The organism is Streptomyces sp. NPDC050164, from assembly GCF_044459945.1.
Taxonomy (GTDB): domain Bacteria; phylum Actinomycetota; class Actinomycetes; order Streptomycetales; family Streptomycetaceae; genus Streptomyces; species Streptomyces coeruleorubidus_A.
Window position 1 is genome coordinate 393,546 of sequence record NZ_JBITJK010000004.1, and the last position, 20,790, is coordinate 414,335.

Annotated in this window: 19 protein-coding genes; 14 read left to right on the plus strand and 5 right to left on the minus strand. The window is 72.6% G+C overall.

Going from position 1 to position 20,790, the window contains the following annotated elements; genetic code table 11:
• Nucleotides 1-44 precede the first annotated feature (44 nt).
• Nucleotides 45-956 carry a hypothetical protein gene (locus ACIBNA_RS09795; protein WP_399164692.1) on the plus strand — a complete coding sequence of 304 codons (912 nt, stop codon included), beginning with the start codon at nucleotides 45-47 and terminating at the stop codon, nucleotides 954-956.
• A 65-nt stretch (nucleotides 957-1,021) separates the two neighbouring features.
• Nucleotides 1,022-1,351 carry a rhodanese-like domain-containing protein gene (locus ACIBNA_RS09800; protein ID WP_086852278.1) on the plus strand — a complete coding sequence of 110 codons (330 nt, stop codon included), beginning with the start codon at nucleotides 1,022-1,024 and terminating at the stop codon, nucleotides 1,349-1,351.
• A gap of 58 nt (nucleotides 1,352-1,409) precedes the next feature.
• Here ACIBNA_RS09800 and ACIBNA_RS09805 read toward each other — a convergent pair whose 3' ends face one another.
• Nucleotides 1,410-2,543, minus strand: coding sequence for an acyl-CoA dehydrogenase family protein (locus ACIBNA_RS09805; protein WP_399164693.1), 1,134 nt, complete (start codon nucleotides 2,541-2,543; stop codon nucleotides 1,410-1,412).
• 424 nt (nucleotides 2,544-2,967) lie between these two features.
• Between ACIBNA_RS09805 and ACIBNA_RS09810 the strand changes: the two genes are divergently transcribed.
• Genes ACIBNA_RS09810 through ACIBNA_RS09820 form a run of 3 tightly spaced genes read left to right on the plus strand, consistent with a single transcriptional unit; the run spans nucleotide 2,968 to nucleotide 5,704 of the window.
• On the plus strand, nucleotides 2,968-3,759 hold the full coding sequence (locus ACIBNA_RS09810) for a DUF5819 family protein (protein WP_399164694.1): 792 nt from the start codon (nucleotides 2,968-2,970) through the stop codon (nucleotides 3,757-3,759).
• Nucleotides 3,756-4,967, plus strand: coding sequence for an HTTM domain-containing protein (locus ACIBNA_RS09815; RefSeq protein ID WP_399164695.1), 1,212 nt, complete (start codon nucleotides 3,756-3,758; stop codon nucleotides 4,965-4,967). Before ACIBNA_RS09810 ends, ACIBNA_RS09815 begins: the two co-directional genes overlap by 4 nt.
• Nucleotides 4,964-5,704, plus strand: a complete 741-nt coding sequence (locus tag ACIBNA_RS09820; RefSeq protein WP_399164696.1) for a TrmH family RNA methyltransferase — start codon at nucleotides 4,964-4,966, stop codon at nucleotides 5,702-5,704. Before ACIBNA_RS09815 ends, ACIBNA_RS09820 begins: the two co-directional genes overlap by 4 nt.
• Here the strand turns inward: ACIBNA_RS09820 and paaN are convergent.
• Nucleotides 5,701-7,392, minus strand: a complete 1,692-nt coding sequence (gene paaN, locus ACIBNA_RS09825; RefSeq protein ID WP_399164697.1) for a phenylacetic acid degradation protein PaaN — start codon at nucleotides 7,390-7,392, stop codon at nucleotides 5,701-5,703. The genes ACIBNA_RS09820 and paaN overlap by 4 nt on opposite strands.
• Before the next feature lie 160 nt (nucleotides 7,393-7,552).
• Between paaN and ACIBNA_RS09830 the strand changes: the two genes are divergently transcribed.
• Nucleotides 7,553-9,070, plus strand: coding sequence for a 3-hydroxyacyl-CoA dehydrogenase (locus tag ACIBNA_RS09830; RefSeq protein WP_399164698.1), 1,518 nt, complete (start codon nucleotides 7,553-7,555; stop codon nucleotides 9,068-9,070).
• The gene (locus ACIBNA_RS09835; protein ID WP_274817659.1) at nucleotides 9,067-9,657 is read left to right on the plus strand and encodes a TetR/AcrR family transcriptional regulator; all 591 of its coding nucleotides are present in this window, start codon (nucleotides 9,067-9,069) and stop codon (nucleotides 9,655-9,657) included. The genes ACIBNA_RS09830 and ACIBNA_RS09835 overlap by 4 nt, the downstream gene beginning before the upstream one ends.
• A gap of 1 nt (nucleotide 9,658) precedes the next feature.
• Here ACIBNA_RS09835 and ACIBNA_RS09840 read toward each other — a convergent pair whose 3' ends face one another.
• Nucleotides 9,659-10,144: an Lrp/AsnC family transcriptional regulator gene (locus tag ACIBNA_RS09840; protein WP_399164722.1), complete on the minus strand. Its 486-nt coding sequence runs from the start codon at nucleotides 10,142-10,144 to the stop codon at nucleotides 9,659-9,661.
• 191 nt (nucleotides 10,145-10,335) lie between these two features.
• Here ACIBNA_RS09840 and pdhA point away from each other — a divergent pair, with 191 nt between their 5' ends.
• The 6 genes from pdhA (at nucleotide 10,336) to ACIBNA_RS09870 (ending at nucleotide 17,554) form a co-directional block, all read left to right on the plus strand.
• Nucleotides 10,336-11,487, plus strand: a complete 1,152-nt coding sequence (pdhA, locus tag ACIBNA_RS09845; protein ID WP_399164699.1) for a pyruvate dehydrogenase (acetyl-transferring) E1 component subunit alpha — start codon at nucleotides 10,336-10,338, stop codon at nucleotides 11,485-11,487.
• On the plus strand, nucleotides 11,484-12,488 hold the full coding sequence (locus ACIBNA_RS09850) for an alpha-ketoacid dehydrogenase subunit beta (RefSeq protein WP_399164700.1): 1,005 nt from the start codon (nucleotides 11,484-11,486) through the stop codon (nucleotides 12,486-12,488). The genes pdhA and ACIBNA_RS09850 overlap by 4 nt, the downstream gene beginning before the upstream one ends.
• Nucleotides 12,488-13,882, plus strand: a complete 1,395-nt coding sequence (locus ACIBNA_RS09855) for a dihydrolipoamide acetyltransferase family protein (RefSeq protein WP_399164701.1) — start codon at nucleotides 12,488-12,490, stop codon at nucleotides 13,880-13,882. The genes ACIBNA_RS09850 and ACIBNA_RS09855 overlap by 1 nt, the downstream gene beginning before the upstream one ends.
• Before the next feature lie 185 nt (nucleotides 13,883-14,067).
• A complete protein-coding gene (locus ACIBNA_RS09860; RefSeq protein WP_399164702.1) occupies nucleotides 14,068-15,072 on the plus strand; it encodes an NTP transferase domain-containing protein in 1,005 nt (334 codons plus the stop codon).
• On the plus strand, nucleotides 15,069-16,451 hold the full coding sequence (locus tag ACIBNA_RS09865) for a molybdopterin molybdotransferase MoeA (RefSeq protein WP_399164703.1): 1,383 nt from the start codon (nucleotides 15,069-15,071) through the stop codon (nucleotides 16,449-16,451). The genes ACIBNA_RS09860 and ACIBNA_RS09865 overlap by 4 nt, the downstream gene beginning before the upstream one ends.
• A complete protein-coding gene (locus ACIBNA_RS09870) occupies nucleotides 16,448-17,554 on the plus strand; it encodes a potassium channel family protein (protein ID WP_399164704.1) in 1,107 nt (368 codons plus the stop codon). The genes ACIBNA_RS09865 and ACIBNA_RS09870 overlap by 4 nt, the downstream gene beginning before the upstream one ends.
• A gap of 68 nt (nucleotides 17,555-17,622) precedes the next feature.
• On the opposite strand, the gene ACIBNA_RS09875 is transcribed toward ACIBNA_RS09870, so the two are convergent.
• Together ACIBNA_RS09875 and ACIBNA_RS09880 are read right to left on the minus strand one after the other, a co-directional pair.
• A complete protein-coding gene (locus ACIBNA_RS09875) occupies nucleotides 17,623-18,471 on the minus strand; it encodes an ABC transporter permease (protein WP_399164705.1) in 849 nt (282 codons plus the stop codon).
• Nucleotides 18,468-19,502: an ATP-binding cassette domain-containing protein gene (locus tag ACIBNA_RS09880; RefSeq protein WP_399164706.1), complete on the minus strand. Its 1,035-nt coding sequence runs from the start codon at nucleotides 19,500-19,502 to the stop codon at nucleotides 18,468-18,470. Before ACIBNA_RS09880 ends, ACIBNA_RS09875 begins: the two co-directional genes overlap by 4 nt.
• Before the next feature lie 171 nt (nucleotides 19,503-19,673).
• Here ACIBNA_RS09880 and ACIBNA_RS09885 point away from each other — a divergent pair, with 171 nt between their 5' ends.
• Nucleotides 19,674-20,663: an NAD(P)H-quinone oxidoreductase gene (locus tag ACIBNA_RS09885; RefSeq protein ID WP_399164707.1), complete on the plus strand. Its 990-nt coding sequence runs from the start codon at nucleotides 19,674-19,676 to the stop codon at nucleotides 20,661-20,663.
• The last annotated feature ends 127 nt before the right edge of the window (nucleotides 20,664-20,790 follow it).

A 20,790-nucleotide genomic window follows, 5' to 3' on the forward strand; every position in this document is an offset into this window, starting at 1 on the left:
GTCCGCAGCGCGGGAGTGGTCGGGCCGTGGCCTACGCTGGTCGGGTGACGACCCCGGAAGCTGAGCAGGGTGGTGGCGGCGCCGGTGAGGAACGGGTGACGCCCGAAGGTGACGCGGCGCGTGCCGAGGGCGGTGAGGATCGCCCCGAGGGCGGCGCGGCGCATACCGAAGACGACGCGGCGCGGCCCGAGGCGAGGCTTGAGCGGGCCGTGCGGGCCGCCGAGCAGGCGCTGATCGAGTACGAGATCGCGGTGGAGACCTTCCGCGTCGAGGTCGAGAACTTCTCCCGGCTGCACGAACAGAAGCTCGGTCCGGTGTACGCCCGGCTGGAGGAGCTGGACGCCCGGATCCTGGAGGCCAGGGCCGCCCGCAGCGGCGACCCGGAGGACCGGCGCCGGGCGGAGGAGGCCAGGGCCCGGCTCGCGCCGATCCCCGGCGTCGAGGAGCTGCTGCACGGCTGGATGGACGACAGCGGCCTGTTCCCGGAGGCCGCGGCGATGCTCACGGACCAGGCGGTCCGGCCACCGCAGCGGGTCCGCCCCAGCGAGGAGGCCCGCAAGCTCTACCGCGAGCTGGCCCGCAAGGCCCACCCGGATCTTGCGCAGGAGGAGAAGGAGCGCGAGCGGCGCGAGGAGTTCATCACCCGGGTGAACGCCGCCTACGCCCGGGGCGACGAGGCGGAGCTGCGCGAGCTCGCCGAGGAGTGGGCCAAGGGGCCCGAGCTGAAGCGGGGCCCGAGCCGCGCCGAGGAGCTCTACGCCCGCCTCGAATGGCTCGCCCAGCGCAAGGAACTGCTCGCCCTGCTCGCCAAGGAGCTGGAGGAGAGCGCCATAGGCCACATGCTCCAGCTGGCCCCGGACGACCCGGACGGCCTCCTGGACGAGATCGGGCAGCAGCTGCTCACCCAGGTCACCGAGCGGGAGCGGGAGCTGGCCGCGCTGCTCGCGGAGGGCTGAGCCGCGTCCCGGCCGGGCCACGCGCCGGTTCGGGTAGCGTCGGACGTATGAGTTTTGGAGCTGGTGTGCCCACGGTCGAGGTCGCGGACCTCAAGGACGGCGACTTCCTGCTGGACGTCCGGGAGGACGACGAGTGGAAGGCCGGTCACGCCGAAGGGGCGCTGCACATCCCCATCAGCGAGTTCGTCGCCCGGTACGGGGAGCTGACCGAGGCCGCCCCGCAGGACGGCCGGGTCCATGTGATCTGCCGCTCCGGCGGGCGTTCCGCCCAGGTCACGATGTATCTGGCCCAGCAGGGGATCGACGCCGTGAACGTCGACGGCGGCATGCAGGTGTGGGAGGCGGCGGGCCGTCCCGTCGTGACGGACGACGGGCAGCCCGGGTTCGTCCTGTAGTGCCCTGAAGCGCCCTGTATGCCCTTTAGCGCGCTGTAGTGCCCGCCCGCGGGTGGGTTCAGGCCAGTGGATGGGCCGCCAGCAGGTCACCCAGGGCCTCCTCGTGCGCCGCCGCCGGGCCGAGCGACAGCTCCAGGTGCTTGGCCCAGGCGTGGTAGCGGTGCAGGGGGTAGTCGACGTCGGCGCCGAACCCGCCGTGCAGATGCTGCGCCGTCTGCACGACCCGGCGTACGCCCTCGGCCGCCCAGATCTTGGCGACGGCGACGTCGCCGGCGGCCGGCAGCGCGCCCGGGGCCCCCGAGGCGATCCGCCACGCGGCCTGCCACAGCGTGGCCTCCATCGCGCGCAGGTCGATGTAGCGGTCGGCGGCCTGCACGGCGACGGCCTGGAAGGTCGCGATCGGGAAGCCGAACTGCTCCCGCTTGCTCGTGTACTCCCCGGTCATCCGCAGCACGCGCTCCCCGAGCCCGAGCGCCAGCGCACACGTCCCGGTGGCCAGCAGGTCCCGCAGCCACTCCCACGCCCCCTCGGCGTCGATCACGTCCCGGGCGGCCAGCCGCGCCGACTCCAGCCGCAGCTCGCCGAGCCGCTCGCCGCTCGTGGAGAACTGCTCGGCCAGAACGACTCCCTCATGTCCCCGCGGAACCAGGGCCAGCACGGTCCGGCCGGTCCCCGTGTGCGCGGGGACGACCGTGACGTCCGCGTCGTACGCCCACGGCACCGCCGTCTGCACTCCGTCCAGCACCCACGCCTGGCCGTCCTGCCGTGCGGTCACGGCGAGCTCGGCCGGGTCGTGGCCGGTGCGGCCGTGCGCGGCGACGGTCAGCACGAGCTCGCCCCGGCCCGCCCGGGCCAGCAGGGCGGACTTCGCCTCCTCGCCGCCGTAGGCCTGGACGGCGGCGGCTGCCGCGCTGCTCTCCAGCAGCGGCACCCTGGCCAGCACCCGCGCCGACTCCCGCAGCACCAGGCACAGCGCGATCGCGTCCAGGCCGGCCCCGCCGTACCGCGTGTCCAGCAGCAGGCTCAGCAGGTCGGCGTCGGCGAGCTTGGCCCACAGGGCGCGGTCGCAGGCGTCGGCGACGGCGCCCGGGGTGAGGGCCGGGCTGGGTACGGCGTCCGGCGCGACCCCGGCGAACACGCCCTTCGCCGCCTCGGCCGCGGCTTGCTGCTCCTCGGTGAAGGTGAAGTCCACGGTGCCTGTCCTTCCGGCCGGTCCCGCTGGGCTGACTAGAGCTGACGGGGCGCAAGATAGAACAGGTTCTAGAAGAAGGGAATGGGCGTACGGGCGGGCACCGTAGGGTGTCACTCCTGTGGGCGACCTGCCCGGACGCCCTGTGGATAACCTGCAGGGGTCCACTGTGGACCAGGGGGACCGCCGCTCCCCCCGGCCGCCGCGAGCGCCGTACGGTCGGCTTCCGGTCGGCTTCGGGCTCCGCCTGGGGTCCGCTTCCGCGGTGTGGTGACGGCCACGGCCGGAACCGGCGGAAGAGGCTGTGCCCGGGTGGGCGGCCTGAGTACCGTGCCCGTGCCGACGTCGCGCAGCGGTGCGCGGGCGGTACGACGCCCTTGGGGCCGGGCGGACGGAACGACGGACCGGGATCGTGGAACGGGGCGGAATGGACGCGTACGACGGAGGCTCGAACGCCCGGCACGGGCCGGACCGGCCGGCCGAGCCGGGTGTGCCGGCCGAGTCGGGCGTGCCGGCCGAGTCGGGCGGGCCTGCCGTGCCGGATCCGCCCGCCGAACCCCGCGCCGGCATCGCCGCGCTCTCGCTCCGCTATCAGATCGGTGTCGCGCTGGCGCTCGCGGTCGTCGCGGTCGGGGTGTGCGTGCACCTCGGGATGACGTTCCTGCACGTCGCGCCGCCGAACACCGTCACCCGGGAGCACGGCAAGGCCGTGGACGACTGGATCTATCCGGAGTTCGAGCAGAACTGGAAGCTCTTCGCGCCGAACCCGCTCCAGCAGAACATCTCCATCCAGGTCCGCGCCGAGGTCCGCGACGGGGAGGGCGGGACGCTGACCACCGGCTGGTACGACCTGTCCGCCGAGGACGGCCGGGCCATCGACGGCAACCTGCTGCCCAGCCACACCCAGCAGAACGAGCTGCGCCGCGCCTGGGACTTCTTCCTCGCCACGCACGACGGCGAGAACCGCCCGGTGGGCCTGCGCGGCTCGCTCTCCGAGTCGTACCTGCGCCGGATCGTGGTGCTGCGCCTCGACCGCGACGACGCCGTGCGGGCCACCACCGGGGGCGGCGGTGCCATCGAGCGCGTCCAGGTCCGCTCCCGCACCAGCAACGTGCCCGCGCCTCAGTGGAGCCGGGAGAAGGTCTCCACGACACCGGCCTACCGCGAGCTGCCGTGGTGGCGGGTGCCGGCGGACGAGGCCGGGGGAGGCGTGCGGTGAACCGCTTCTCCCTGGCCGTCTCGCGCGGCATCGCCCGGGTCACCGAGGCCGCCCTCGGCCCGTACCAGACCGCCGTGATCCGCATCGGCTTCAGCGCGACCTGGCTGCTCTTCCTGCTGCGCGAGCTCCCCCACCGCCACGAGCTCTACGGCCCCGACGGTCCCTGGAGCTGGGATCTCGCCGAGCAGCTGATCGGGACCAACAAGGCCTTCACCGTTCTGATGTGGTCGGACGGCGGGACCTGGTTCGAGATCGTCTACCTGCTCGCGGTCCTCGCCGGCGCCCTGCTGATGCTGGGCTGGCGCACCCGCACGATGTCGGTGCTGTTCATGGTCGGCGTGCTGTCGCTGCAGAACCGCAGCGTCTTCATGGGCGACGGCGGCGACAACGTGCTGCACCTGATGTCGATCTACCTGGTGTTCACGCGCTGCGCCCAGGTGTGGTCGCTGGACGCCCGCAGGGCCGCGCGCGCCCGGGCGGCACACGCGCGGGGCGAGCGCGTCACGGACCGGACGGGCCCGGCCCTTTGGGGTGTGCTCGGATTCGTGCTGGTCGGGGCGACCCTGGCCGGCCGGATGGAGGGCGACTGGCTGATACCGGCGCTGCTGTGGGCCGTGTGGGTGGCGCAGGCCCTGTGGTGGCTGACGGGGCGCCGCGCGAAGCCCGGGGAGCCGCGGATCATGCTCGACGTCGTCGCCAACATCGTGCACAACGGTGCCCTGCTCGTGATCATGGCCGAGGCGTGCCTGATCTACGCGACGGCCGGCTGGTACAAGATCCAGGGCTCCCGCTGGCAGGACGGCACCGCCGTCTACTACCCGCTCCACCTGGAGTACTTCTCGCCCTGGCCCGGGCTCGCCGACCTGCTGTCCGCCAGCGGCACGATGGTGATGCTCGTGACCTACGGGACGGTCCTCGTGCAGGTCGCCTTCCCGTTCACGCTGTTCAACCGGCGCGTGAAGAACGTCCTGCTGGCGGTCATGATCACTGAGCACGCCGTGATCGCCGTCGTCCTCGGACTGCCGTTCTTCTCTCTGGCGATGATCGCGGCGGACGCGGTGTTCCTGCCGACGACCTTCCTGCGCCGCATGGGCGGCCCGGCGGCACGCGCGCGCGACCGGCTGCTGCGGCGGGCCGCGCCCGCTCAGGCCCCCGAGCAGCATGCCCACGAGCGCCCCGAGGCCACACACGTAGGCTTCGGGGCATGACCGACCCCGTGACCGTCTGGCGCCGGCTCGCCGGCGGCACCGTCCTGCTCGACGGCTTCCACGCCCTCAAGCACGCCGTGCGGTTCGGCGCCGAGGTGCCGGTCGCGGTCACCGCCGACCGGGCGGCCACGCTCGCCCTCGCCGACGAGCTGGCCCCGGACGTACGGGACGTGCTGGCCGGGCTGCTGACGGAGGTGCCGCACGAGACGTACGCGTCGTTCGTCCCGCGTCCGCACCCCACCGCCGTGGCCGCCCTGGCCGTACGGCCCTCCCGCGCGTCCAACCTCGAGAGGCTGGCGCACACGCCCCGCACGGCCCCGGTCGTGGTCCTCGACAACCCGCGCAACCTGGGCAACGCGGGGGCGGTGATCCGCCTGGCCGCGGGCTTCGGGGCGACGGGCGTGGTCACCACCGGGACGGTCGACCCCTGGCACCCCACGGTCGTCCGCGGCGGGGCCGGGCTGCACTTCGCGACGGCGGTGGAGCGTCTTGAGGTGTCCGACCTGCCGTCCGGCCCGCTGTTCGCACTCGACCCGGAGGGCGACGACATCCGGGGCATCAAGCTCCCGGACGACGCCGTCCTCGCCTTCGGCTCCGAACGCACCGGCCTGTCCCCCGACCTGCGCGCGAGGGCGGACCACTTGCTGTCCCTGCCGATGCGCCCCCAGGTCAGCAGCTACAACCTGGCGACGAGCGTGGCGATGACCCTGTACCACTGGAGCTGCGGTATGGCTTAGGACTCCCGCCGCACCTCGATGACCCTGAACCGGTTGGCGACGAACGCCCCGTCACACAGCGCCGCACTCGCCGCCGGGTTGCCCCCCGACCCGTGGAAGTCGGAGAACGCGGCCGTCTGGTTCACGTACACCCCGCCCGTGAGATTCAGCGACAACTGCGCCGCCTCCTCCAGGCACACCTCCTGCACGGCCTGCTCGACCTCCGGGTCGGTCGTGTACGCCCCGACGGTCATCGCACCCTTCTCACGGACGGTCCGCCGCAACAACGCCGCCGCGTCCGCCGCCGAGTCCACCGCCACGGCGAAGGAGACCGGCCCGAAGCACTCGCTCATGTACGCGGCCTCGGCATCCGGCTTGGCCCCGTCCAGCTTCACGATCACAGGCGTACGGACGACCGCACCAGGGAAGTCCGGGTTGGTGATCTCCCGGGAGGCCAGGGCCACTTCACCCAGCCCCGCCGCGGCCTCCAGCCGGGCCTTCACGTCCGGGTTGACGATCGCGCCCAGCAGCGCGTTCGCCCGGGCGTCGTCGCCCAGCAGCCCGTCGACCGCCTTGGCGAGGTCGGCGACCACCTCGTCGTACGACTTGGGCCCCTGGTCCGTGGAGATGCCCTCGCGCGGGACGAGCAGGTTCTGCGGGGTCGTGCACATCTGGCCGCTGTACAGGGACAGCGAGAACGCCAGGTTGGAGAGCATGCCCTTGTAGTCGGACGTGGAGTGGACGACCACCGAGTTGACGCCGGCCTTCTCCGTGTAGACCTGGGCCTGGCGGGCGTTGGCCTCCAGCCACTCGCCGAACGCGGTCGAGCCCGTGTAGTCGATGATCCGGATCTCGGGGCGCAGGGCGAGCGTCTTGGCGAGGCCCTCGCCGGGGCGTTCGGCGGCCAGTGCCACCAGGTTCGGGTCGAGGCCGGACTCGGCGAGTACCTCGCGGGCGACCTGCACCGTGAGCGCGAGGGGCAGCACCGCGCGTGGGTGGGGCTTGACCAGGACCGCGTTGCCGGTGGCGAGGGAGGCGAACAGGCCCGGGTAGCCGTTCCACGTCGGGAAGGTGTTGCAGCCGATGACCAGGCCGATGCCGCGCGGGACGGGCGTGAACTGCTTGGTCATCGCCAGCGGGTCGCGCTTGCCCTGGGGCTTGGTCCACTCCGCCGTGTCGGGCGTGCGCACCTGCTCCACGTACGCGTACGCCACCGCCTCCAGGCCGCGGTCCTGCGCGTGCGGTCCGCCCGCCTGGAACGCCATCATGAACGCCTGGCCGGAGGTGTGCATGACCGCGTGCGCGAACTCGTGCGTCCGGTCGCTGATGCGCTTGAGGATCTCCAGGCAGACCACCGCGCGCTGCTCCGCGCCCGCGTCCCGCCAGGCCCGCTGACCGGCCTTCATGGCGGGCAGCAGCACATCGAGGTCCGCGTGCGGGTACGTCACGCCCAGGTCGATGCCGTACGGGGACGTCTCGCCGCCCACCCAGTCGTCAGTGCCCGGCTGGCCGAGGTCGAGGCGGGTGCCGAGCAGGGCGTCGAAGGCGGCCTTGCCCGCGGCCGCGTCCAGGCTGCCGGTCTCCCCGTAGGCCTTGGGGTGCTCGGGGTGCGGGGACCAGTACGCGCGCGTGCGGATCGCTTCCAGCGCCTGGTCGAGGGTGGACCGGTGCCGGGCGATCAGCTCGTGCGCCGAGAGTGCGGCGGTCATGGGTGACCAACTCCTCGTCTCAAGAACTCTTCGTCGAGTTCATGACCTGGGCAGAAACCTGGGCAGGAACACTCGGACAGAGCTAGAGTAACCGAACGATCGGTCGGTTCAAGGGGGTCCGCCGCATCTGTGGAAAACCCCGTGCGGGAGGATCGCGCACATGACAGCACTCGACCTCAGCAGCCCCGTGGCCGTCGTCGGCACCGGCACCATGGGCCAGGGAATCGCCCAGGTCGCGCTGGTCGCGGGCCATCCCGTACGGCTGTACGACGCCCTCCCCGGTCGGGCGCGGGAGGCGGCCGACGCGATCGGGGCCCGCCTGGACCGGCTCGTCGAGAAGGACCGGCTCACCGGCGCCGACCGGGACGCCGCCCGCGCCCGGCTGCTGCCCGCCGACAACCTCTCCGAGCTGGCGGACTGCGCCCTGGTCGTCGAGGCGGTCCTGGAGCGGCTGGACGTCAAACAGGACCTGTACCGCGAGCTGGAGGGCGTCGTCGCCGAGGACTGCCTGCTCGCCACCAACACCTCCTCCCTGTCCGTCACCGCCATCGGCGGCGCCCTGCGCTCCCCCGGCCGCTTCGTGGGCCTGCACTTCTTCAACCCCGCGCCGCTGCTGCCGCTGGTCGAGGTCGTCTCCGGGTTCGCCACGGACGTCACGTACGCCACGCGCGCGTACGAGACCGCCCGCGCCTGGGGCAAGACGCCGGTCGCCTGCGCGGACACCCCCGGCTTCATCGTCAACCGCATCGCCCGGCCCTTCTACGCAGAGGCCTTCGCGGTGTACGAGGCGCAGGGCGCCGACCCGGCCACCATCGACGCCGTGCTGCGCGAGTCGGGCGGCTTCAGGATGGGCGCGTTCGAGCTGACCGACCTGATCGGCCAGGACGTCAACGAGTCCGTCACGCAGTCGGTCTGGCAGTCCTTCTTCCAGGACGTGCGCTTCACACCGTCCCTCGCCCAGCGGCGCCTGGTCGAGTCCGGCCGGCTGGGCCGCAAGACCGGCCACGGCTGGTACGACCACCGGGCCGGGGCCGAGCGCCCCGAGGCGGACACCGCCGAGCAGCGGCAGCCGCCCGCGTACGTCGTCGCCGAGGGCGACCTCGGCCCGGCCGCCGACCTGCTCGCGCTGATCCGCGAGGCGGGCATCCCGGTGCGCGACGAGGACGAGGACAACGGCACCCGCCTGGTGCTGCCGAGCGGCGGCCAGCTCGCCCTCGCCGACGGGCAGACCTCCGTGGAGTTCCGGGACGTCGTCTACTTCGACCTCGCCCTGGACTACCGCAAGGCCACCCGCATCGCCCTGTCCGCCTCCCAGGACACCTCCGCGCAGACCCTCGCCGAGGCCATCGGCCTGTTCCAGGCGCTCGGCAAGAAGGTCAGCGTCATCGGCGACGTCCCCGGGATGATCGTCGCCCGGACGGTCGCGCGGATCATCGACCTGGCGCACGACGCCGTCGCCAAGGGCGTGGCCACCGAGGAGGACATCGACACCGCGATGCGCCTCGGCGTCAACTACCCCCTGGGTCCCTTCGAGTGGAGCCGCCGGCTCGGCCGCTACTGGGCCTACGCGCTCCTGGACGACCTCCACCTGCGCGACCCCTCGGGGCGTTACGCGCCGTCCCTCGCGCTGTACCGCCACGCCCACGCCTCCGACAAGCGGGAGGGCACAGCCTCATGACCACCCCCAAACGCGACACGTACACGCCGGACACCCTGCTGTCCGTCGCCGTCCGGGTGTTCAACGAGCGCGGCTACGACGGCACCTCCATGGAGCACCTCTCCAAGGCGGCCGGCATCTCCAAGTCGTCGATCTACCACCACGTCACCGGCAAGGAGGAGCTGCTGCGCCGGGCCGTGAGCCGGGCACTGGACGGCCTCTTCGGGATCCTCGACGAGGAGCACGCGCGCGTGGGGCGCGCCGCCGAGCGCCTGGAGTACGTCGTCCGGCGCATGGTCGAGGTGCTCATAGCCGAGCTGCCCTATGTGACCCTCCTGCTGCGCGTGCGCGGCAACACGGACACCGAGCGGTGGGCCCTGGAGCGCCGCCGCGAGTTCGACCACCGGGTCGCCGACCTGCTGAAGGCCGCCGCGGCGGACGGTGACGTGCGCGGCGACATAGAGGTCCGGCTGGTGACCCGGCTGGTCTTCGGGATGATCAACTCGATCGTCGAGTGGTACAAGCCGGGCGGGCGGGGCATGAACGAGCGCGAGGTGGCCGACGCGGTGGTGCAGCTGGCGTTCGGGGGGCTGCGCAAAGCCGGATAGCTCACCCCTGTGGCTCCAGGTCCTCCTCCTCGAACACCAGCAGCGTGCGCGTGCTGAGCACCTGTTCGATCGCCTGGAGCCGGGTCAGCACCAGCTCGCGAAGCGCCCGGTTGTCGGACACGTGCACCAGCAGCAGTACGTCGAAATCCCCGCCCACCAGGGCGATGTGCGAGGCGCCGGGCAGCTGTCTGAGCTCCTCGCGCACCGTGCGCCAGGAGTTCTGCACGATCTTCAGGGTGATGTAGGCGGACGTCCCCTGACCTGCCCGTTCGTGGTTGACACGGGCGCCGAAGCCGCGGATGACACCGTCCTCGACGAGCCGGTTGATGCGGGAGTAGGCGTTGGCGCGCGAGACGTGGACCCGTTCGGCGACCGACCGTATCGAGGCGCGGCCGTCCGCCTGGAGCATGCGCAGGATGTCCTGGTCGATGGCGTCCAGCGGACGCGGCGGCGGCAGCAGGCCGCTGTCGTCCTGGCTTTCGGCCATTTGTTCAGATGCCACCCGCGCCCGCCTCCCTACCATGGACGTACTGCGTCCATCACAGGCTGTGGAGAACCGTTTGTCCACAGCCTCGGGGCACCCGTAGCCAAATTGTGCCGGCGACCGAACAATCGGTAGGTGAGGCGCATCACAGCCGACGCGCCTGCACGAAGCCGCTCCCACGAGGAGGTGCCGTCATGACGGTCATGGAGCAGCGGGGCGCGTACCGGCCGACCCCGCCGCCCGCCTGGCAGCCCCGCACGGACCCCGTGCCGCTGCTGCCCGACGCTGAGCCGTACCGCGTCCTCGGCACCGAGGCCGCCGCGAAGGCCGACCCGGAGCTGCTGCGGACGCTGTACGCCCAGCTGGTCCGAGGTCGCCGCTACAACGCGCAGGCCACCGCGCTCACCAAGCAGGGCCGCCTCGCCGTCTACCCCTCCTCCACCGGCCAGGAGGCCTGCCAGATCGCCGCCGCGCTCGTGCTGGAGGAGCGGGACTGGCTCTTCCCCAGCTACCGCGACACGCTCGCCGTCGTGGCGCGCGGTGTGGACCCCGTCGAGGCGCTCACGCTGCTGCGCGGCGACTGGCACACCGGCTACGACCCGTACGAACACCGGGTCGCCCCCCTGTGCACCCCGCTCGCCACCCAGCTGCCGCACGCCGTGGGCCTCGCGCACGCCGCCCGTCTCAAGGGCGACGACGTGGTGGCGCTGGCCATGGTCGGCGACGGCGGCACCAGCGAGGGCGACTTCCACGAGGCGCTGAACTTCGCCGCCGTCTGGCAGGCCCCCGTCGTCTTCCTGGTGCAGAACAACGGCTTCGCGATCTCCGTCCCGCTCGCCAAGCAGACCGCGGCCCCGTCGCTGGCCCACAAGGCCGTCGGCTACGGCATGCCCGGCCGCCTGGTCGACGGCAACGACGCCGCCGCCGTGCACGAGGTGCTGAGCGACGCCGTACGGCACGCGCGCGCCGGCGGCGGACCCACCCTCGTCGAGGCGATCACCTACCGCGTCGACGCCCACACCAACGCCGACGACGCGACCCGCTACCGCGGCGACGCCGAGGTCGAGACCTGGCGCGAGCACGACCCGATCCAGCTGCTGGAGCGGGAGCTGACCGCGCGCGGCCTGCTCGACGAGGCCGGGAAGCAGGCCGCACGGGACGCCGCCGAGGCGATGGCCGCCGACCTGCGCGAGCACATGAACCAGGACCCGGCGCTCGACCCCATGGACCTGTTCGCCCACGTCTACGGCGAGCCCACCGCCCAACTGCGCGAGCAGCGGGAGCAGTTGCGGGCCGAGCTGGAGGCCGAGGCCGAGGCCGAGCCGGAGGGGGGCACGCACCGATGACCACCGTCGCCGTCAAGCCGGCCACCATGGCGCAGGCCCTCACGCGCGCGCTGCGCGACGCCATGGCCGCCGACCCCGCCGTGCACGTCATGGGCGAGGACGTCGGCACCCTCGGCGGCGTCTTCCGCGTCACCGACGGACTCGCCAAGGAGTTCGGCGAGGACCGCTGCACGGACACCCCGCTCGCGGAAGCGGGGATCCTGGGCACGGCGGTGGGCATGGCCATGTACGGCCTGCGCCCGGTCGTGGAGATGCAGTTCGACGCGTTCGCCTACCCGGCGTTCGAACAGCTCATCTCGCACGTGTCCCGCATGCGCAACCGCACCCGCGGCAGCATGCCGCTCCCGATCACCATCCGCGTGCCCTACGGCGGCGGCATCGGCGGCGTCGAGCACCACAGCGACTCCTCCGAGGCGTACTACATGGCGACTCCGGGGCTCCATGTCGTCACGCCGGCCACCGTCGCCGACGCCTACGGTCTGCTGCGCGCCGCGATCGCCTCCGACGACCCTGTCGTCTTCCTGGAGCCGAAGCGGCTGTACTGGTCGAAGGACTCCTGGAACCCCGAGGAGCCGGTGCCCGTTGAACCGATCGGCCGCGCGGTGGTGCGGCGCTCGGGCCGGAGCGCCACGCTCATCACGTACGGGCCGTCCCTACCCGTCTGCAGGGAGGCGGCCGAGGCGGCCCGGGCCGAGGGCTGGGACCTCGAAGTCGTCGATCTGCGCTCCCTGGTGCCGTTCGACGACGAGACGGTGTGCGCCTCGGTGCGGCGGACGGGACGCGCGGTCGTCGTCCACGAGTCGGGTTCCTTCGGGGGCCCGGGCGGCGAGATCGCGGCCCGGGTCACGGAGCGCTGCTTCCACTACCTGGAGGCGCCGGTGCTGCGCGTGGCCGGGTTCGACGTCCCGTATCCGCCGCCGATGCTGGAGCGCCACCACCTGCCCGGTGTTGACCGGATCCTGGACGCCGTGGGACGTCTTCAGTGGGAGGCCGAGAGCTGATGGCACAGGTGCTGGAGTTCAAGCTGCCGGACCTCGGTGAGGGGCTCACCGAGGCGGAGATCGTGCGCTGGCTGGTCGAGGTCGGCGACGTGGTCGCCGTCGACCAGCCGGTCGTCGAGGTCGAGACGGCCAAGGCGATGGTCGAGGTGCCCTGCCCCTACGGCGGTGTGGTCACGGCCCGCTTCGGCGAGGAGGGCACGGAACTGCCCGTCGGGGCGCCGCTGATCACGGTAGCGGTGGGGGAGCGGCCGGCGTCCGTTCCCGGGGACGCCGGGGCCGCGAGCGCCGAGGCCTCCGGGAACGTCCTGGTCGGATACGGCACCTCCGAGGCACCCGCGCGGCGACGCAGGGTGCGGCAGGAGAGGCCGGTGTCCGGTGCGGCCGCGGCAGGCTCCCGGGAGGTGAACGGGCAGGGCGCTGTCCCGGCGGCGCTGAACGGGCAGGCCGGTGCCCCCGAGACCGAGGATGGCCCCGTTCCCGTGATCTCGCCCCTGGTCCGCCGGCTGGCCCGGCAGAACGGCCTTGACCTGCGGGAGCTGACCGGCTCCGGCCCCGACGGGCTGATCCTGCGGGCGGATGTCGAGTACGCGATGCGTGCCGCTGCCCATTCGAATGCGACGGCTCCGACGGCGGAGCCCCGCACACCCGTGCGGCAGACCACGAGCACGGCCACCGCACCGCAGCCCACCGCGACAGCGGCCCACGGCGAGGTCCGCACCCCGCTCAAGGGCATCCGGGGCGCCGTCGCCGACAAGCTCACGCGCAGCCGTCGCGAGATCCCGGACGCGACCTGCTGGGTGGACGCCGACGCCACGGAGCTGATGCGGGCGCGCACGGCCATGAACGCGGCCGGCGGCCCGAAGATCTCCCTCCTGGCCCTGCTGGCCCGGATCTGCACCGCGGCCCTCGCCCGCTTCCCCGAGCTCAACTCCACCGTGGACGCGGAGGCCAGGGAGGTCGTCCGGTTCGACCAGGTGCACCTGGGCTTCGCCGCGCAGACCGACCGGGGGCTCGTCGTCCCGGTCGTGCGGGACGCGCACGCGCGCGACGCCGAGTCGCTGACCGCGGAGTTCGCCCGGCTGACCGAGGCGGGCCGGACCGGGACGCTGACGCCCGCGGAACTCACCGGCGGGACCTTCACGTTGAACAACTACGGAGTCTTCGGCGTCGACGGCTCCACACCGATCATCAACCACCCCGAGGCGGCCATGCTCGGCGTCGGCCGCATCGTCCCCAAGCCCTGGGTGCACGAGGGCGAGCTGGCGGTGCGGCAGGTCGTCCAGCTTTCGCTCACCTTCGACCACCGGGTGTGCGACGGCGGCACGGCGGGCGGCTTCCTGCGCTACGTGGCCGACTGCGTGGAACAACCGGCGGTGCTGCTGCGGACGCTGTGATTCCGTCCCGCCTCGGAAGGGCGGACGCTGTGATTCCGTCCCGCCTCGGAAGGGCGGACCCCGTGATTCCGTCCGGCCCCGGCACGACGGACCCTGTGATTCCTGTTCGGCCCGCGAGCCGGCGCCCGTGATCGTGTCGGTTCCCCCGCGTTCCTTGTGATCGCGGGGGCACGCATACTCGGGGTGTGACCGCCTACGAGCTCCCGGGTGAACCCGGCGCCGGTTTCGGCCCCGCGCAGCGGCCGGACCCCGCCGGGTACGACGCCGTCGTGCTCGCCGGGGGCGCCGCCCGCCGGCTCGGCGGCGCGGACAAACCCGGTGTGCGGGTAGGCGGCCGGGCCCTGCTCGACCGCGTGCTCGCCGCCTGCGCGGGCGCCCGCCGCACCGTCGTCGTCGCCGCGCCCCGGCCGACGGCACGGCCCGTGACCTGGGCCCATGAGGACCCGCCCGGCGGCGGGCCGGTCGCCGCGCTGGACGCCGGGCTCCGGCACACCACGGCGGAGCACATCGTCGTGCTCTCCGCCGACCTGCCGTTCCTGGAGGAACACACCGTCGACCGGCTGCTGAGCACGCTCCGGGCGAGCGGCGCCGACGGCGTGCTGCTGACCGACCCCGAGGGCCGTGACCAGCCCCTCGTGGCCGCCTACGACGCGCCGCGGCTGCGCGAGGTACTCACGCTCCTCACCGACCGGCACGACCGTCTCGCCGGTCTCCCGCTGCGGCGCCTCGTCGCCGAGCTGAACCTCACCCGTATCTCCGACCCCGTCGCGTCCTTCGACTGCGACACCTGGGACGACATCGCCACCGCCAGGGCACGTATCAGGGAGCATGGGCACGTGTTGGATGAATGGATTTCCGCCGTCAAGGACGAACTGGGGATCGACCTCGACGTCGACACCGGCGTTCTGCTCGACCTCGCCCGCGACGCCGCCCACGGTGTGGCCCGGCCGGCGGCGCCGCTGACCACCTTTCTCGTCGGCTACGCGGCCGCACGGGCAGGCGGCGGCCCCGAGGCGGTCGCCGAGGCCGCCCGCAAGGCCGCGGCCCTCGCCGCCCGCTGGTCGGAGGAGGGCACCACCGAGGCCCCACCGTCCGGCACTCGGCCCTCCGGCGCCGGGCGCGGGAGCACCCCCGTGCAGGGTGACGTCGCCCCCGACGCGACGCCCGACACCCGCCCGGACGCCGGATGACCCCGCACGGCACACGCGCCGGTGAGGACGCCGAGGACCTCGACGTCGAGGAGGTGCTCGCCCTCGTGAACAACAGCAACGACCTGCCCGGCCCCGCCGAGCGAGGTGAGACGGACAGCCGCCACGCCTCCGACCGGCCGGAGACCTCTCCCCGGCCCGACACCCGCCACCGCGCCACCCCCTGGCCGGAGGCCCGGGCCACCGCCGAACACGCCGCCCGGAGCACCGCCCGGGCCACTCGCCGCCCGCCCGTCTCCGTGCCTCTCGAAGCCGCCCTCGGCCTCACCCTGGCCGCCCCTCTCGACGCTCTCACCGACCTCCCCTCCTTCGACACCTCCGCGATGGACGGCTGGGCAGTCGCCGGGCCCGCCCCCTGGGACGTACGGGACGACGGCGTCCTGGCCGGGCACGCCGCGCACGAGCCCCTGACCGACGGCGAGGCCGTCCGGATCGCCACCGGCGCCCGCATCCCCCCGGACACCACCGCCGTCCTGCGTAGCGAGCACGGCCGCACCGACGACAAGGGCCGCCTGCACGCGACCCGGGAGGTCGTCCCCGGCCAGGACATCCGCCCGCGCGGCCAGGAGTGCCGCTGCGGCGACCAGTTGCTCCCCGTCGGCACCCTCGTCACCCCGGCCGTACTCGGTCTCGCCGCGGCGGCCGGATACGACACCGTCACCGCCGTCCCCCGCCCTCGTGCCGAAGTCCTCGTCCTCGGCGACGAGTTGCTCACCGAGGGACGGCCGCACGACGGTCTGATCCGGGACGCGCTCGGCCCGATGCTGCCGCCCTGGCTGCGGGCGCTCGGCGCCGAGGTCACCGCCGTACGACGCGTCGGTGACGACGCCGACGCCCTGCACCAGGCGATCACCACGTCCGACGCCGATGTCGTCGTCACCACCGGCGGCACCGCCGCGGGCCCCGTCGACCACGTCCACCCCATCCTGCGCCGCATCGGTGCCGAGCTCCTCGTGGACGGCGTCAAAGTGCGCCCCGGCCACCCCATGCTGCTGGCGCGCATCGTGGAGACCCAGCACCTCGTCGGCCTGCCGGGCAACCCGCTCGCGGCCGTCTCCGGACTGCTGACGCTCGCCGAGCCGTTGCTGCGGACCCTCGCGGCCCGCCCGGCACCGGAGCCGTACACGCTGCCGCTCAGGGACGCCGTGCACGGGCACCCGCACGACACCCGGCTCGTCCCCGTCGTCCTGCGGGGCGACCAGGCCGTGCCGCTGCACTACAACGGTCCGGCCATGCTGCGCGGCATCGCGGCGGCCGACGCGCTGGCCGTCGTACCCCCAGGCGGTGCACGTCCGGGGCAGGAGGCGGAACTGCTCGACCTGCCTTGGGCGTCCGGAGGTATCGGGGTGTGTTTCACGTGAAACTTCCGGGCCAGGACGCGATTGCCCGCCAGGCGGACGAGCATCTGGTGACCCATCGGGTGAAACTCCCGAGGAAAGTGGTGGAGCACCCGATCCGCCAGGTCGCCAAGAGGCTCTCCGTGGCACTGGTGGTCCTCATCGTGACCGCGCTGATCGTCTACATCGACCGCGACGGCTACAACGACAACGCGGGCGGCGGCCTCACCCCCCTCGACGCGTTCTACTACGCGACCGTCACCCTCTCCACCACCGGCTACGGCGACATCACCCCCGCCAGCGATGCCGCCCGGCTCACGAACATCCTCGTCATCACGCCCCTGCGCGTGCTGTTCCTGATCATCCTGGTCGGCACCACGCTCGAAGCCCTCACCGAACGCACCCGGGAGGAGTGGCGACTGACCCGCTGGAGGTCCACGTTGCGCGATCACACCGTCGTCATCGGCTTTGGCACGAAGGGCAGGTCGGCGATCCGGACCGTCTGTGCGACGGGGCTGAAGAAGGAACAGGTCGTCGTGGTCGACCCGAGCTCCAAGGTGATCGACGCCGCGACCGCCGAGGGCTACGTGGGCATCGTCGGGGACGCGACGCGCAGTGAGGTGCTGAAGCGGGCCGAGGTGCACAGGGCACGCCAGATCATCATCGCCACGCAGCGCGACGACACGGCGGTCCTGGTGGCGCTGACGGCCCGGCAGCTCAACCGCGGGGCGAACATCGTGGCCGCGGTGCGGGAGGAGGAGAACGCGCCGCTGCTGAAGCAGTCGGGCGCCGACGCGGTCATCACCAGCGCCAGCGCCGCCGGCCGTCTGCTCGGCCTCTCCGTGCTCAGCCCCTCCGCGGGCATGGTGATGGAGGACCTCATCCAGCAGGGCAGCGGACTCGACATCGTCGAACGGCCGGTCGTCAAGGCCGAGGTGGGCAAGACGCCCCGGGAGATCATCGACCTGGTGGTCAGCGTCATACGCGGTCACCGGGTGCTCGGCTACGACGATCCGGCCGTCGGAACGCTGGAGCTGACCGACCGGCTCATCACGATCGTGCGGGCGACGCCCGGCACACAGGTCGCGCCCGACACCCGGCCGTTGCCGCCGATGCCCCGCGGCTGACCGGCAAGACGAGAGGCCGGCCGCCACGCACGCCCCCCGTGCGCGACGGCCGGCCGAGACCCCACGGCCTACTTCCGGTTGTACAGCCGCATCGTGATCGGCCCGAAGACCAGCACGAACAGCCCGGCCCAGCCCAGCGACCAGGCGACCTCGGCGGCCGGCCAGTCGCCGCCCATCAGGCCGCGCACCGCCGACGCCAGATGGGTGATGGGGCTGTTGTTGACGAACGCCTGGAGCCAGCCCGGCATCGTCTTGGGGTCGACGAAGACGTTGGACAGGAACGTGAGCGGGAAGATCACCATCATGCTGACGCCCATCACCGACTTCTCGGTGCGCAGCATCAGCCCGAACATCGTCCAGATCCACGAGAACGCGAACGAGAACAGCACCAGCAGGGCGATCCCGGCGAGCACTCCGCCGATCCCGCCGTCCGGCCGGTAGCCGAGGATGATGCCGACGGTGAGCATCACGACGGATGCGATGGTGTAGCGCAGGGCGTCGCCGAGCAGATAGCCGACCATCGTCGACGGCCGCCAGATCGGCAGGCTGCGGAACCGGTCGAAGACACCCTTCTCGATGTCCGTGTTGACCGAGACGCCCGTGTACATCGTGATCATCACGACCGACATCACGAGGATGCCCGGCAGCAGGAACTGGATGTACTCCTCCGGCGAGCCGGCCAGCGCCCCGCCGAACAGGTACGTGTACATCAGCACCATCATGATCGGGAACGCCGTGACGTCGAAGAGCTGCTCCGGCACGTGCTTGATCTTGAGGATCGCCCGCCAGCCGAAGGTCATAGAGGCCGACCAGGCGCTGGGCCGGGGCGGACGCTCCTTGGAGATGAGCAGCGCGGCGAGGGATTCGGCGCTGACCGGGGCGAGTTCCTTGCTCTCGGTGGTCGTCGCGGTGCTCATGCCGCCACCTCGTCCTTCGGGTCGTCAAAGTGGCCGGAGCCGTCGGCGTGGCCGGAGTCGTGCGTGTCGTGGCCGGTGAGGGCGAGGAACACCTCGTCCAGGCTGGGCTGGCCCAGTGAGAAGTTGTCGACGGTGATTCCGGCGTGGGCCAGCTCGCTCAGCGCCCGGGACGCCTGCTGGGCCGCGCTGTCGTCGCTCGCCGCCGCACCGAGGCGGGCGGTGAGGGCCACCGGGTCGTGTTCCGGCTGCACCTGCGCGTCGAGGGTCCGGCGCAGCAGGTCCGCCGCCAGGGTCCGCTGGTCCGGATCTCGTAGTCGTAGATGGACGGATCCGGCGCCGACGGACGACTTCAGCTCGCCCTTGGTGCCCTCGGCGATCACCCGGCCGCGGTCGATGACGGCGATCCGGGACGCCAGCTGGTCGGCCTCGTCCAGGTACTGCGTGGTCAGCAGCACGGTGGTGCCCTGGGCGACGACGGCCCGCACGATGTCCCAGACCTGGTTGCGGCTGCGCGGGTCGAGGCCGGTGGTCGGCTCGTCGAGGAACAGCAGGTCGGGGGTGTTGAGGATGGACGCGGCGATGTCGATGCGGCGCCGCATGCCGCCCGAGTAGTGCTTGACCTGCTTCCCTGCCGCCGCCGTGAGCCCGAAGGCCTCCAGGAGCTGGGCGGCGCGGTCCCGGGCGGCCTTCTTGTGGTGGCCGAGCAGGCGGCCCAGCAGGACCAGGTTCTCGGTGCCGGTGAGGTCCTCGTCCACCGACGCGTACTGGCCGGTGAGGCTCACCCGGCCGCGCACATCGTCGGCCTCGCGGACGATGTCGTGGCCGAAGACATGGGCCTCGCCACCGTCCGGCCGGAGCAGTGTGGCGAGCATCTTCACGGTGGTGGTCTTGCCGGCGCCGTTCGGGCCGAGGACGCCGTAGACCGTGCCCGCGGGCACGGACAGGTCCACTCCGTCGACCGCCCTGGTCTCGCCGAACGTTTTCACCAGGCCCGCGGTCTCGATCGCCAGGCCGGACGTCTGCGTGCTCATGTTTCGGGGTCCTTCCGAGTACGTGGGCTACGCATGGGCAGACCTTCACCGTCGCGCAAACTCATCGGTCTCGCATATGGATTTCGGCCAGGACCGGACCAATGACGGAGGGGGAGTCGACCCGGGGGCGGACCGGACTCCGTCCGGCGACCGAGGAGTACCGTCCTTCTCATGCATGCGATCACGATTCCCGAACCTGGTGGGCCCGAGGCGCTGGTCTGGGACGAGGTCCCGGATCCCGTGCCCGGCGAGGGCGAGGTCCTGGTCGAGGTGACGGCCGGTGCCGTCAACCGGGCCGACATCCTGCAACGGCAGGGCTTCTACGATCCGCCGCCCGGCGCGTCCCCCTACCCCGGCCTGGAGTGCTCCGGGCGGATCGCCGAGATCGGCCCCGGTGTCTCCGGCTGGGAAAGCGGCGACGAGGTGTGCGCGCTGCTGTCCGGCGGCGGCTACGCCGAGAAGGTGGTCGTCCCGGCCGGACAGCTGCTGCCCGTGCCGGAGGGCGTCGGCCTGAAGCAGGCCGCCGCCCTGCCCGAGGTGACCTGCACCGTCTGGTCGAACGTCTTCATGATGGCCCACCTGCGCCCGGGTGAGACGCTGCTCGTGCACGGCGGCTCCAGCGGCATCGGCACCATGGCCATCCAGCTCGCCAAGGCCGTCGGCGCCAGGGTGGCCGTCACGGCCGGCACCAAGGAGAAGCTGGACCGGTGCGCCGAACTGGGCGCCGACATCCTGGTCAACTACCGCGAGCAGGACTTCGTCGACGAGGTCAGGAAGGCCACGGACGGCGCCGGTGCCGACGTCATCCTCGACAACATGGGCGCCAAGTACCTGGAGCGCAACGTCAAGGCCCTCGCCGTCAACGGCCGGCTCGCGATCATCGGCATGCAGGGCGGCGTCAAGGGCGAGCTGAACATCGGCGCCCTGCTCGCCAAGCGCGCCGCCATAACAGCGGCGTCCCTGCGCGCCCGGCCGCTGGAGGAGAAGGCGGCCATCGTCGCGGCCGTGCGGGAACACGTCTGGCCCCTGTTCTCCGGCGGTCACCTGCGCCCGGTCGTCGACCGCGAGCTTCCGATGCCGGACGCGGCCGCCGCCCACCGGGTCGTGGAGGAGAGCGGCCACATCGGCAAGGTACTGCTGATCACCCCGCAGGGCGCCTGAGGCCCCGGCGGACACGCTTCAGCCGGCAGACCCTAGGGCCTGTCGTTTGGATCACGCCGCAGACGCGGGGTCTGGCACGCACCTCTGCGGCGTTGTCGTCGGTTGCCGACTCCCCCAAGCTCTCGAC

Bases quoted from the DNA above. Each gene is read 5' to 3' on its own strand.
- ACIBNA_RS09810 (WP_399164694.1), top strand. From the start codon at position 2,968: ATGGACGCGTACGACGGAGGCTCGAACGCCCGGCACGGGCCGGACCGG.
- ACIBNA_RS09820 (WP_399164696.1), top strand. From the start codon at position 4,964: ATGACCGACCCCGTGACCGTCTGGCGCCGGCTCGCCGGCGGCACCGTC.
- paaN (WP_399164697.1), bottom strand. From the start codon at position 7,392: ATGACCGCCGCACTCTCGGCGCACGAGCTGATCGCCCGGCACCGGTCC.
- ACIBNA_RS09830 (WP_399164698.1), top strand. From the start codon at position 7,553: ATGACAGCACTCGACCTCAGCAGCCCCGTGGCCGTCGTCGGCACCGGC.
- ACIBNA_RS09835 (WP_274817659.1), top strand. From the start codon at position 9,067: ATGACCACCCCCAAACGCGACACGTACACGCCGGACACCCTGCTGTCC.
- ACIBNA_RS09840 (WP_399164722.1), bottom strand. From the start codon at position 10,144: ATGGCCGAAAGCCAGGACGACAGCGGCCTGCTGCCGCCGCCGCGTCCG.
- pdhA (WP_399164699.1), top strand. From the start codon at position 10,336: ATGACGGTCATGGAGCAGCGGGGCGCGTACCGGCCGACCCCGCCGCCC.
- ACIBNA_RS09850 (WP_399164700.1), top strand. From the start codon at position 11,484: ATGACCACCGTCGCCGTCAAGCCGGCCACCATGGCGCAGGCCCTCACG.
- ACIBNA_RS09855 (WP_399164701.1), top strand. From the start codon at position 12,488: ATGGCACAGGTGCTGGAGTTCAAGCTGCCGGACCTCGGTGAGGGGCTC.
- ACIBNA_RS09865 (WP_399164703.1), top strand. From the start codon at position 15,069: ATGACCCCGCACGGCACACGCGCCGGTGAGGACGCCGAGGACCTCGAC.
- ACIBNA_RS09875 (WP_399164705.1), bottom strand. From the start codon at position 18,471: ATGAGCACCGCGACGACCACCGAGAGCAAGGAACTCGCCCCGGTCAGC.
- ACIBNA_RS09880 (WP_399164706.1), bottom strand. From the start codon at position 19,502: ATGAGCACGCAGACGTCCGGCCTGGCGATCGAGACCGCGGGCCTGGTG.
- ACIBNA_RS09885 (WP_399164707.1), top strand. From the start codon at position 19,674: ATGCATGCGATCACGATTCCCGAACCTGGTGGGCCCGAGGCGCTGGTC.